4 protein-coding genes are annotated in these 13,616 nt (G+C 36.6%); all 4 read left to right on the top strand.

The genetic code is table 11. The annotated features are described in order from the left end of the window. Positions 1–90 precede the first annotated feature (90 nt). The 4 genes from VF06_RS13450 (at position 91) to VF06_RS13435 (ending at position 13,596) form a co-directional block, all read left to right on the top strand. Complete coding sequence (locus VF06_RS13450; protein ID WP_099066293.1) at positions 91–1,005, top strand: TauD/TfdA family dioxygenase; 915 nt, start codon at positions 91–93, stop codon at positions 1,003–1,005. 68 nt (positions 1,006–1,073) lie between these two features. After that, on the top strand, positions 1,074–7,034 hold the full coding sequence (locus tag VF06_RS13445; RefSeq protein ID WP_099066294.1) for a type I polyketide synthase: 5,961 nt from the start codon (positions 1,074–1,076) through the stop codon (positions 7,032–7,034). Next, the gene (locus tag VF06_RS13440) at positions 7,021–7,974 is read left to right on the top strand and encodes a class I SAM-dependent methyltransferase (RefSeq protein WP_143874381.1); all 954 of its coding nucleotides are present in this window, start codon (positions 7,021–7,023) and stop codon (positions 7,972–7,974) included. The genes VF06_RS13445 and VF06_RS13440 overlap by 14 nt, the downstream gene beginning before the upstream one ends. A 33-nt stretch (positions 7,975–8,007) precedes the next feature. Then, on the top strand, positions 8,008–13,596 hold the full coding sequence (locus VF06_RS13435; RefSeq protein ID WP_099066296.1) for a non-ribosomal peptide synthetase: 5,589 nt from the start codon (positions 8,008–8,010) through the stop codon (positions 13,594–13,596). Positions 13,597–13,616: the final 20 nt, after the last annotated feature.

Below are 13,616 nucleotides of genomic sequence, written 5' to 3'. Positions count from 1 at the left end.
CCCACTGAATTCTGACGACTGACTCCTGAATTATGTTTGATAATCAACTTAGGATTTTGTTTACTTGTAACAATTTAGAGGTTGACTGATATGCTGACAGCAGAATTATTAAAAAGTAGTAGCGGTAAGATTATCTTTAATGATACTGGACAAAATATTATGCAATTACCAGTATCAGCAATATTAGAAGACTTCAAATCATTTGGTCTAATTTTGTTTCGAGGATTTGATGTCAACTATGAACAAATGAAAGTCTTTGCCGAACAATTTGATGCTACATTTCTCAATCAGTACAATAGACCAATTGTTGATTTAAACAATCAGTTTATTACTTTAGTAGATTCAGGAATGCATTACATTGCACCCCATTGTGAAAATGCTAATTCTCCTTTTAGACCAGATGTAGTTTGGTTTTGTTGCGCTGTGCCAGCAGCAGAGGGTGGTGAAACTTTATTTTGGGATGGTGTTGAAGTATGGAAGGCAATGAGCCGAGAATTACAACAATTATTTATCGACCAAAAAATTCGCTATGTCCAAAAGTTTCTGGCTTCTCATTGGCAGCAATTTTTAGGGGCAAGTGCCACGATAGATGATGTCAAAAAAATACTAGATAATATGGCAGGTATCAGCTATAAAATCAACCAAGATGAATCGCTAATTTTAGAATATATTTGCTCTGGTGTTATTAAGACTAAATACGGTAATCAAGATGCATTTGCTAATAGTATAATTTCTGAATATAGAAATCCTAGAGCAATCGTGACTTTTGCTAATGGTTCTGCAATTCCTGTAAAAGTTATCAATGAAATCCAGAAAATTCTGGATGATTTGATTGGTTTTATCCCCTGGATGTCTGGAGATTTGGTGATGATTGATAATTCCAGGTTTTTACATGGACGAAAGTCTTTTAACGATAAGCGTCGGAGAATTGTGACTTTACTTAGTGATATTAAAGTAAGTTATGAGGAACGAACCGCAGAGAACGCAGAGGACGCGGAGGAATAAGAGTTTAAGAGTTTTTTGTGTAAGTTATAGGTAATTTTTAGAAGTGCTGACTAAGGAAAAATAAAGTGATGAGTAGGGTAGAAACTAGTGAATCAATAGAAGGGGTAGCTATTATTGGGATGGCGGGGCGTTTCCCTGGTGCTAAAAATATTGCAGATTTTTGGCAGAATTTAAAATCTGGTGTGGAATCTGTCTCTATTTTTACGGATGATGAGCTAATATCTGCCGGAATTAATCCGGCGCTGCTGAATGATAAAAATTATATAAAATCAGGCTCGATATTAGAAGATATTGATTTATTTGATGCGGCATTTTTTGATTTTAATCCCAAGGAAGCCGAGACTACTGACCCGCAACACAGAGTGTTTTTAGAATGTGCTTGGGAAGCTTTAGAAAATGCTGGTTATGACTCTAGTAGATGTGAAAGTCGCATTGGGGTTTATGCCGGGGCAAGTCAGAATAATTATTTATCTTTTAATTTATATACTGATGGTGTTGGTTCGGCAAAATGCTATCAAACTTCTATTGGTAATGAAAAAGATTTTCTCACTACTCGCGTATCTTATAAATTAAATCTAACCGGGCCGAGTTTAACTGTACAAACGGCTTGTTCTACATCGTTGGTTGCGGTTTCTCTTGCTTGCCAAAGTTTGCTGAATTATCAATGCGATATGGCTTTGGCGGGAGGAGTTTCAATTTACGTTCCCCAAAAAACCGGCTATTTGCACGAACCAGGAGGAACTTTATCGCCTGATGGTCACTGTTATGCTTTTGATGCTAGGGCGCAGGGTATTACTATTGGTAATGGTGTCGGAATTGTTGTCCTCAAGCGACTGAGTGAAGCGATCGCCGATGGTGATTGCATTCATGCTGTAATTAAAGGTGCGGCTATTAATAATGATGGTTCTGCCAAAATCGGCTTTACAGCGCCTAGTGTCGATGGTCAAGCAGAGGCGATCGCTGAAGCCATGATGCTGGCTTCGGTGGAACCTGATACAATTAGCTACATTGAAGCTCACGGTACTGGCACACCTTTAGGCGACCCCATCGAAATAGCTGCACTCACCAAAGTTTTTCGCGCCGGTACCGATAAGAAAGGTTTTTGTGCCATTGGTTCTGTGAAAACCAATATCGGTCACCTCGATGCTACCGCCGGAGTTGCAGGGTTAATCAAAACTGTTCTCGCCCTCAAACACAAGCAAATACCACCTAGCTTAAATTTTCAGCAACCCAACCCACAAATTGATTTTGCCAATAGTCCGTTTTACGTCAATACAAAACTGACTGAATGGAAAGAGGGAATAACCCCCCGGCGTGCTGGTGTCAGTTCTTTGGGTATGGGGGGAACCAATGCTCATGTCATTCTGGAAGAAGCACCAACACAAGTCAAAAATCAAAAGTCAAAAGTCAAAAGTGAATATTTTCTGTTGTGTCTGTCGGCGAAAAGTGAGAAAGCACTTGAGAAGGTAACAACTAATTTAATCACCCATTTAAAAGAGCATCCAGAAATTAACTTTGCAGATTTGGCTTATACGCTGCAAATTGGTCGCAGGCAGTTTAATCAACGTCGGGTATTAGTATGTGAAAATATTCAAGATGCGGTGAGCGCATTGCAAGAACAAGTTTCCCAACGAGTTTTGACAAACTTGCAATCAACTAGCCATCCTGCCATTGCTTTTATGTTTCCTGGTCAGGGCGCTCAGTATGTGGATATGGGCAAAGAACTTTATGAAAATGAAGCAATATTCCGCAACCAAGTAGACCGTTGCTGCTCAATTTTAAAACCTCACTTGGGAATAGATTTGCGTTCGTTACTTTATCCCCAAACAAATGCAGTTGCAGCCACAGCCGCAGAAAAATTAAAACAAACTGATATCGCTCAAGCTGCATTATTTGTCATTGAATATGCTTTGGCTCAATTGTGGATATCCTGGGGTATTTCTCCTAGTGCAATGATTGGTCATAGTATTGGGGAATATGTAGCAGCAACTCTAGCAAATGTCATGTCTGTTGAAGATGCTTTAGCTTTGGTGGCGATGCGCGGGCGATTAATGGGAGAAATGCCGCCGGGAGCTATGATTGCAGTTTCATTACCAGAGGCAGAAGTTATTAGTTTTCTGAATACAAATTTGTCTTTAGCTGCTATTAATGCTCCTGGTTACTGTGTAGTTTCGGGAACTAATGCGGCTATAGATGCACTGCAACAACAACTAACAAATAAAGGTATAGAATATCGGCGTTTGCATACTTCTCATGCTTTTCATTCACCAATGATGGAACCTGTGAAGGAGCGATTTATTCAGGAAGTTAAAAAAATTAAATTAAATTCTCCCCAAATTCCTTTTATTTCCAATGTTACCGGAACTTGGATTACAGCAGAACAAGCCACAGATGCCAATTATTGGGGAAAACATTTAAGACAAACGGTTAATTTTAGTCGGGGAATTTCACAGTTATTACAAGATAAAAATTGTATTTTGTTAGAAGTAGGGCCGGGGCGGACTTTATCTACCTTTGCTAAAAAATGCACTGTACTCACTAGCAAAGAAGTAGTGTTAACTTCATTACGTCATCCCCAGGAACAAAAGTCAGATGTTGCCTTGATGTTAAATACATTAGGTCGTCTTTGGTTAGCCGGAGTTGAAATTAATTGGTCTGGTTTTTATGCCAATGAACATCGTTACCGAATTCCCTTACCAACTTATCCTTTTGAACGCCAGCGTTACTGGATTGAAACTGAAAAAACTGTTAATTATTTAGTTGATGCCAATTACAAAAAGCCAAATATTTCCGACTGGTTTTATGTTCCCGCGTGGAAACAAGCAATTTTATCTTTAGTGAAAACAGTAGAGCAAAAGTTATGTTGGCTAGTTTTTGGAGATGTAGATAAATTCGGCAAACAAATTGCCAAATATTTAGAAAGTAATGGTGATGATGTGATTACTGTACAACCAAAAGAACAGTTTGAGCAAATCAGCGATCGCCAGTTTTATCTGAATCCCCAACAGCCAAAAGATTATGATACTTTAATCACACAATTAGAAATATTAGGTAAAATTCCCGACAGAATCATTCATTTATGGAGTATTACAGCAGACCACGAAACACAAGCCAGAACAGAGTATTTTGAAAAATGTCAAAATCTGGGTTTTTATAGTTTATTATTTCTCGCCCAATCTCTTGAAAAACAGGATATTACTCAACCAATCAAGATTTTTGTCGTCACCAATAACATACATGATGTGACTGGTGTGGAAAGCTTAAATCCAGAACAAGCAACTGTATTGGGAATGTGTAAAGTCATTCCTCAAGAGTATGCAAATATTACTTGCCAAAGTATAGATATTGGTAATATTGAAGAAAATATAGACCAACTAATAAAAGAAGTCTGTCACGAGTCATCAGATTTAGTAATTGCTTACCGCAGACATCATCGCTGGATACAAACTTTTGAGGCAATTCCAGGGGATGATTCTACAAATTGTTCTCTGAAAGAATCTGGTGTTTATCTAATTACTGGTGGCTTGGGTGGTATAGGTCTTGAACTGGCTGAATATCTAGCACAAACATTCAAAGCAAAGTTGATTTTAGTGGGAAGATCCCCTGTTCCCCAACGCCAGGAATGGCAGCAATGGCTAAAAACTCATGGTGAGACAGATGAAATCAGCCGCAAGATATTAAAAATCCAGCAGCTTGAAAAACTGGGCGCAGAAGTGATGGTAGAAAGCGCTGATATTGGCGACGAAACACAAATGCAAGCAGTGATTAATCAAGCTGGCGATCGCTTTAGTAAAATTAATGGAGTTATTCATGCAGCAGGCATCAAATTATTAGGAACTGTTCGAGAAATAAATCGCAGTGAATGTGAAAAGCAACTGCAAGCAAATGGTCAGGGACTATTTGTTTTAGAAAAAGTTTTACAAGACAAAGAACTTGATTTTTGTTTATTGATATCTTCTTTATCATCCATGTTGGGTGCATTGGGTATGGCAGCTTACCCAGCAGCCCATTTATTTACTGATGCCTTTGTTTATAAACATAATCAAACACATTCCACACCTTGGATGAGTGTGAATTGGGATAATTGGCTCACAACTCAATTAGCTACTGAGTTAGCTGGTCAACAAGAAAGTGCAAATGATGTCTTCATGACAGCTAGGGAAGGGATAGAAGTATTCCAACGTGTATTAACTTTCAAAAACTTAACTCAGTTAGTTGTTTCAACCACTAATTTACCAGCGAGAATTAAACGTTGGGTTGGTGATGAATCATTAAAAAATTCCCAATCTTCCCTCAGCAAAAATTTAGCATCACGTCACTCTAGACCAAACTTAGACAATAGTTATGTTGCTCCTAGAAATGAAACAGAGCAAATCATTGCTAACATTTGGCAAGAAGTTTTGGGATTTGAAAGAGTGGGTATATACGATAATTTTTTGGAGTTAGGCGGGGATTCTCTGTTGAGTATCCAAGTAACAGCGAGAGCAAATAAAGCGGGGTTACGTGTTAACAATCAACATTTATTTCAATACCCAACAATTGCAGAATTAACAGAAGTAGCAACCAAAACTCAGAATGTTTTGGGCGAACAAGGATTAGTACAAGGAGAAGTACCTTTAACACCAATACAACACTGGTTTTTTGAACAAAATTTAGTAGATAAGCATCATTGGAACCAAGCTATTTTATTAGAAGTACAACAACCGATTTCTTCAGCTTTATTGACCCAGGCAATACAATATTTACTTGTACATCATGATGCTTTACGTTTACGTTACGTCGAAAATCAATCTGGTCTCCAGCAAATTAATATTCTCCCTGATGAATTTGTGCCCTTTGTGGAAATAGATTTATCAACAGTACCAGATTTGTTACGAGAATCTGCTTTTGAATCTGCTGTTAATCAATTACAAGCTTCCCTAAATTTATCATCAGGCCCGCTTTTACAAGTTGCTCTTTTTGATTTTGGCACACAGCAACCCCAAAGATTACTATTTGTAATTCATCATTTAGTAGTTGATGTTGGTTCTTGGCGGATTTTACTCGATGATTTAGAAACAGCGTACCAACAATTAAATCAAGGTAAAAAAATTAAATTGCCAGCGAAAACAAGCTCATTTAAACAGTGGGCACAACGGTTAATTAAATATGCTAAATCAACAGAGTTGCAATGGGAAGAAGTTTATTGGTTGTCAGCTAATCGTGAATCGGTATCACCGTTACCTGTAGATTATCCACAAGGAGCGAACACTGTAGCGTCAGCAGACACCATATCCATAACATTGAGTGTTGCAGAAACGCAAACACTACTACAAGAAGTGACAGCAATTTATCGAGTTCAAATGGAGGAAATTCTATTATTTGCTTTAACACAAGTAATTAGTAAATACACTGGAACTCAATCATTGTTAGTTGATTTAGAAGGCAATGGTAGGGAGGTAATTTTTGATGATATAGACGTAAGCCGGACAATGGGTTGGTTCACTAATATTGCTCCTGCACTTTTAGATGTAGAAGCAAGCAATAGCCCAGGGGAAGCATTGAAATTAGTTAAAGAACAACTACGAAATTTCCCAAATCAAGGTCTTGGTTATGGTGTATTGCGATATTTGAGTGATGATTTAATCATTACGGAAAAAATTCGTTTGTTACAACCAGCAGAAATCATTTTTCTCTACCTTGGTAACTTAGAAGAAACTTTACCCAAATCTCCTTTGTGGAAGCTATCTGAAAAGTCTTTGGGAAATGTTGTTAGTTTGCAAGGAAGCCGCAGTCATCTATTAGAAATTAATGCTTTAATTGCAGACAATAAATTAAAAGTAGATTGGAATTATAGCACAAACATACATCGAACAGAGACAGTAAAACAATTAACTGAAGATTTTATTGCAGCTTTGCGATCGCTAATTAATAATTCTGAAACTTCTGCATTAGAAAATTACACGCCTGCTGACTTTGCAGAATTTCAAGCTAGTCAATGGAGTCAGTCTGATATTGATAGTATTTTGGCAAAATTTGAGAACTCTTAAAGTTGGTTTTTGGACAGATTTGATAGGAGCGATGGCCATGAAATTAGATATTTATCCCCAAACAATTTGGCAAAATTTATCTCATCAATTACAGCTATTCATCCACCGTAAAGATTTAAGTAAATTATTGCCATTGTACGATTGCAAATGGAATCCCCATTTGTTTGGTCAGCGTTATCAATTGCATTTTGCACCTTTAAGAACTAAAAAATTAAAAATTCTAGAAATAGGTATAGGTGGTGTTGAAGTCGGTGTATCTGGTGGTTATGCTGATGACCCATATTCTGGAGGCGAATCTTTAAGAATGTGGAAGAATTATTTTCCTAATAGTATGATTTATGGTATTGATATTATAGATAAAACAGCTTTAGAATCAGACAGAATCAAAATTTTTCAAGGAAGCCAAGACGATGAGGTTTTTTTGGAAAAAGTTGTCGAACAAACAGGAAAATTAGACATCATTATTGATGATGGTAGTCATCACAATGACCATGTAATTAAAACATTTAAAGTCCTCTTCCCCGAATTGAATGATGGGGGAATTTATATCATTGAAGACACTCATACTTCTTATATACCCAGCTACGAAAATTGGTCAAAGTTCTCCGATGATAACCAGCCTCCTGAATGGTCGCAGTATGGGGGAAGCTTAGATTTATACGACCCAAAAACGATGATGAATTTTTTTAAAAGATTAGTTGACTGTCTAAGTCATCAGGAATTTTTTAATCCTGGGTATTTACCTAATTATTTTGATAAACATATTGTTGGTATCCATTTTTATCGCAATCAAATTTTTATTTATAAAGGAAATAATACAGAACCAGGTAATGTGATGGAAAATAATACATTAAGACCAGAATTTTTAGAAGAAATCGGTATTGATACAATTGATAAATTAGGTTTAAATTTTCCCATAATTGACGACCCAACAAAATAGTTAATTTTAATAATATTTTTTGGTATTCATAAAATGAAAAATATTGAAGATTTTTATCCACTTTCCCCAACACAGCAAGGCATACTATTTCACAGTCTTTATACCCCAGACTCCGCAGTTTATTGTGAAATCTTCAGTTGCAATATTGTAGGTGAATTGAATATCTCAGCATTTAAACAAGCATGGGAAAAATTACTACAACGTCATTCAATTTTGCGAACATCTTTTGTTTGGGAAGGCTTAAAAGAACCCGCTCAAATTGTACATAAGCAAGTAAAGTTACCTTGGCAGCAGGAAGATTGGCGTGGCATTGAAAGTATTACCCAGCAAAAGCATATTGAAAGTTTTTTAGCCGCAGAACAACAACGAAGTTTTGATATTTCTCAAGCACCATTGATGCGGTTAACTTTGATACAATTAGCCGAAAATAATTATCAATTTATTTGGAGTCAACATCACTTATTATTAGATGGCTGGTCTTCATCTTTGGTGATGGACGAAGTCTTTACATTTTACAAAGCGTTTAGCCAGAATCAGAATTTAGATTTACCAAAACCTCGTCCTTACCGAGATTATATAGCTTGGCTACAACAACAGGATATTTCTCAAAATGAAGCTTTTTGGCGACGGTATTTGCAGCAATTTAATGCAACTACTTCCTTGAGTGTAGACCAAATTTCTAGTACTTTATCTGATGAACAAAAAGAATATAAACAACAATATATTAAATTATCAACTGCCGAAACATTAGCATTACAATCTTTTGCACGACAGCAACAGCTAACTTTAAATACTTTAATACAGGGTACATGGGCTATTCTTTTAAGCCGTTACAGTGGAGAAAAAGATGTTGTTTTTGGAAGCGTTGTTGCTGGCCGGGGCAATTTAGCTGGAACTGAATCAATGGTGGGGGTGTTAATTAACACTCTGCCAGTGCGAGTACGTGTAAATTCAGAAGCATCTTTGATATCTTGGTTCAAGCAACTGCAAGTACAGCAAAATGAAACACGAGAATATGAGCAATGCCCATTAATCAAAATTCAAAAATGCAGTGAAATTCCATCTGGACAACCTTTATTTGAAAGTATAGTTAATTTTCAGAATTATCCGACAGATTTTTCTAAGTTAGAACAAGTAAGCAATTTAAAAATATCTCATATTCGTAGTTTTATGCATCCTCATTATCCCCTCACTGTATCAGTGAAGGTGGATGCAGAATTATTATTAGAAATTTTCTATGAAAGTCATCGGTTTAAATCAAATGTCATCACTCGAATGTTGGGGCATTTGCGTATATTATTATTGGGGATGATAGCCAACCAACAGCAGCGTATTAAAGACTTGCCGTTACTAACTGCACAAGAACATCAGCAATTGTTGGAAGATTGGAATAATACCGCAGTTGATTATCCTCAAAAGTGCATTCATCAATTATTTATAGCCCAAGTGGAAAAAACACCTGATGCTGTAGCAGTAGTATTTGAAAATCAGGAATTAACTTATAACGAACTCAATATTAAAGCTAATCAATTAGCACATTATTTACAAAAACTGGGAGTAAAACCGGAAGTTCTGGTGGGGATTTGTGTAGAACGTTCCTTAAATATGCTTATCGGATTATTAGCCGTACTCAAAGCAGGTGGAGCATATATTCCGCTAGATCCTAGTTATCCCAAAGAGCGATTAGCATTTATTTTAGAAGATGCAAAAGCCCCAGTTTTGTTAACTCAAACTTGCCTTTTAGAAGTAATACCGCAAAACAAAAGTCAAGTCGTTTGTTTAGATGCACATTGGCAAAAAATTGCACAACAAAGTCAAGAAAATTTAGTTGATAACCTAACTATCGATCGTCTAGCTTATGTTATTTATACCTCTGGTTCTACAGGAAAACCAAAAGGCGTACAAATTCCCCACAGCGCTTTGAGTAACTTTTTGTACTCCATGAAGCAAAGACCGGGATTCACTGAAAACGATACTTTGTTGGCAGTGACAACTTATGCTTTTGATATTGCTGCTTTGGAACTTTTTCTACCAATTATAGTTGGTGGTTGTTTGGTAATTGCTAATCGGGAAATAACCTCAGATGGAATTCAATTATCAGCAAAACTAACAGAGTCCAAAGCAACAGTGATGCAAGGAACACCAGCAACTTGGCAATTGCTTTTAACAACAGGCTGGAGTGGAAATCGTCAATTAAAAATTCTCTGTGGTGGAGAAGCTTTACCTGGATATTTAGCCAATCAATTATTGCATCGGTGTGGTTCTTTATGGAATATGTATGGCCCTACAGAAACCACTATTTGGTCAGCAGCATGTGAGGTAGAAACTGATGTAAAAATTATAGGGATTAATGGTGCGATCGCCAATACACAATTTTACATTCTAGACCAATACAATCAATTAGTTCCTATAGGTGTAGCAGGGGAATTACATATCGGTGGCGATGGACTTGCACGAGGTTATTTCAATCGTCCCGACTTAACAGCAGAAAAATTTATCCCAAATCCATTTAGTCAAAAACCTACGCGTCTGTATAAAACAGGAGATTTAGCCCGCTATTTACCAAATGGAGAAATAGAGTACATTGGTCGAATTGATAATCAAGTAAAAGTCCGTGGTTTTCGTATTGAACTAGGAGAAATTGAAGCACTCTTAACTCAACATTCCGCAGTTAGAGAAGCTGTAGTTATAGTACGTAAAGATTCCCTAGATTCTCAACGAATAGTTGCTTATTTAGTCCCCCAAAGCCAGCAAACATTAACGATTCCTCAACTGCGTAACTTTTTAGAATCGAAATTACCAAGCTATATGCTACCAAGTAATTTCGTCATCTTAGAAGCACTACCACTAACACCTAATGGAAAGGTTGACCGCAAGGCGTTACCCGCACTTGATAAAGTACTTCCAGAATTTGAGGAAAACTTTGTTGCACCTCAAACTTCTATGGAAAAGCAATTAGCAATTATTTGGATGGAAGTACTTGGATTAGAAAAATTAGGAGTCAACGATAACTTTTTTGAATTAGGGGGACACTCACTTTTAGCAACCCAAGTAATATCCCGCATTAATAAAAATTTAGATATCCAGTTGCCAATACGCCGCATTTTTGAACTACCAACAATAGCAAAATTAGCTAAAAGCATAGAAGAAAAACAGCTAAATATTAATTCTTTACCACCAATTGCACGAGTTTCACGAGATAAAGAACTACCCTTATCTTTTGCTCAAAAAAGATTGTGGTTTTTAGAACAATTGGAGGAAGGAAGTTCTACATATAATATGCCAGCCGCCGTTTACCTCAAGGGACATTTAGATATAAATGCTTTAGAACAAACTTTTCAAGAACTTTCACGGCGACAAGAAGTCTTACGCACTAGCTTTAAAAAAGTAAACGGAAATCCTGTACAATTAATCCTTTCATCTATTAGTATCACTATCCCAATTGTAGATGTCAGTGAAGCTTCAGCAGAAAAACAATCTTTGAAAGTGCAGCAGTTAATTTTGGCAGAAGCTCAACGACCTTTTGACTTAACTAAAAGTCCATTGCTGCGAGTGAATTTATTGCGTTTAGCTGAAGAATCTTATGTATTGCTGTTAGTGATGCATCATATTATTTCTGATGGCTGGTCAATTGGCGTACTGATTCGTGAATTATCTATTCTTTATGCAGCTTTCAGCAAAAAACAACCATCACCTTTAACAGAATTACCAATTCAATATGCAGACTTTTCCTATTGGCAAAATCAATGGCTGCAAGGTGAAGTAATGCAGAAACACTTGTCTTATTGGAAACAACAACTGGCTAACTTACCCGTGTTGGAATTGCCTACTGATTATCCCCGTCCTCAAATCCAAACTTTTCGCGGCACTAGCCAACATTTACAACTACCAAAACAACTATGTGAAGAAATTAAAGCATTAAGTCGCAGGGAAGGAGTCACTTTATTTATGACTCTAGTGGCAGGATTTAAAATTTTAATGCATTACTGCACAAAACAAGATGACATTGTTGTCGGTACTGATGTTGCAAACCGCAATTATCCAGACACAGAAAATATTATTGGTTTTTTTGTTAATCAGCTAGTATTACGTACCAACTTAGGAGGAAATCCAACTTTTCAGGAACTATTGCAACGTATTCGTGAGGTTACATTAAGTGCTTACGAACATCAAGATATGCCATTTGACCAGTTAGTATTAGCCTTGAAACCAGAACGAGATTTAAGCCGTACACCTCTATTTCAATCTAAGTTTGTTTTGCAAAATGCCCCGACTTTGCCATTAGAACTTGAAGGTTTAAATTTGAAAATTATCGAAGATATTGATAATGGCACAGCTAAATTTGATTTACTACTTACCATGTGGGAAAGTGAACAAGGTTTGAGTGGTAGTTGGGAATATAGCACAGACTTGTTTAATGCTTCTAGGATTACTAAATTTATTACAGATTATGAAATAATTTTGCGTGCTGTTGTTGCTCAACCTAATATTAAATTTACAGGCATCAAAGAAATATTGGCAGCAGCAGAAAAACAAACACAAGATGCAAAACAAGAGGAATTTAAACAAGCCCGTAGCCAAAAATTTAAAGCATTTAAATCACAAGCTCAGCCAAAAGTAATTAACTTATCTCCCCAAGAATTAATTACAGAATCTTTTTTAGAAACTAAAAATCAACTGCCTTTAGTTATCTCGCCAAAATTCAGCGATTTCAATTTACCTATTTGGATTGCAAAAAATCAAGAATTTATCGCCACTAATTTATTAAAATATGGAGGCATTTTATTTAGAGGTTTTGCTATTAACCAAAAAGAGGATTTTGAGCAATTTGTTAGCGCCGTATGTCCTCAATTAATGCCTTACATAGAATCTTCCACACCTCGTACTAAATTAAGCGAAAAAGTTTATACTTCTACCGAATTTCCTGCCGACCAAACTATTGCTTTACATAACGAATCATCCTATGCCAATACCTATCCGATGAAGATATGGTTTTGTTGCATGGAACCTGCAAGCCAAGGAGGAGAAACTCCAATTGCTGATGTGAGAAAAGTATATCAACGTATTCATCCCCAAATTAGAGAACGCTTTCAAAAAAAAGGATGGATGCTAGTCCGCAACTATGGTCATGGATTTGGTTTACCTTGGCAAAAAGTCTATCACACAACAGACAAAGCTGTGATGGAAGAATATTGTCGTCATGCTTGTATTGAAGTTGAGTGGAAAGACAACAACCGCTTAAGAACTCGCCAAGTTCGTCCAGCCATAGCAAAACATCCGAAAACAGGTGAAATGGTTTGGTTTAATCATGTTGTTTTTTGGCATGTATCGAGTTTACAAACACAATTTCGAGAGAAATTTTTCAGCGAGTTTACAGAAGAAGATTTACCTTATAACACTTTTTATGGAGATGGTTCTCCTATTGAAGATTCAGTGATTGCAGAAATTCTTGCAGCTTATCAACAAGAAATGATTGTTTATCCTTGGCAGAAAGGGGATATATTAATGCTCGATAATATGTTGACAGCCCACGCCCGTAATTCCTACTCTGGTTCCAGGAAAATTTTAACTGCAATGGGCGAACCTCTTCAGCATGATTTTTCAATAATTACTCACTCATAAAATCCCTAAACTAGATAATT

This window comes from Nostoc linckia z4 (assembly GCF_002608075.1).
GTDB lineage: Bacteria > Cyanobacteriota > Cyanobacteriia > Cyanobacteriales > Nostocaceae > Nostoc > Nostoc linckia.
Note: the sequence above shows the minus strand (reverse complement) of the source record. Positions and strands in the feature narration are given on the sequence as shown.

Coding starts and splice junctions, on each gene's coding strand:
- VF06_RS13450 (WP_099066293.1), top strand. CDS start 91: ATGCTGACAGCAGAATTATTAAAAAGTAGTAGCGGTAAGATTATCTTT.
- VF06_RS13445 (WP_099066294.1), top strand. CDS start 1,074: ATGAGTAGGGTAGAAACTAGTGAATCAATAGAAGGGGTAGCTATTATT.
- VF06_RS13435 (WP_099066296.1), top strand. CDS start 8,008: ATGAAAAATATTGAAGATTTTTATCCACTTTCCCCAACACAGCAAGGC.